Source organism: Planktothrix tepida PCC 9214 (assembly GCF_900009145.1).
GTDB classification, from domain to species: Bacteria; Cyanobacteriota; Cyanobacteriia; order Cyanobacteriales; family Microcoleaceae; genus Planktothrix; species Planktothrix tepida.
The window spans coordinates 1-245 of record NZ_LN889901.1 but is presented as its reverse complement, the minus strand read 5'-3'; the positions used below and the strand labels follow the sequence as shown (position 1 = coordinate 245).

1 protein-coding gene is annotated in these 245 nt (G+C 43.7%); it reads right to left on the bottom strand.

Going from position 1 to position 245, the window contains the following annotated elements; translation table 11 throughout:
* The coding region (locus PL9214_RS29710; RefSeq protein WP_139295230.1) for a Tn3 family transposase at window positions 1-245 on the bottom strand (245 nt) is incomplete at both ends.

The window sequence follows — 245 nt, the reverse complement described above, 5'->3', positions numbered from 1 at the left end:
AAATATTCTTCAGGAATATCCACACCCTGTTGTTTCAAATAATCAACAGCTTTTTCTAAGTACACCGTATTCCATAAAACTATCGCCGCCACCACCAAATTTAACCCACTGGCACGATAAAATTGATCTTCATAAGAGCGGTCGCGCACCTCACCCAGACGATTAAAAAATACCGCCCTTTTGAGAGTATGTTTTGCCTCACCCTTGTTTAGCCCCGCAGTCGCCCTTCGTCGTAATTCAGGACT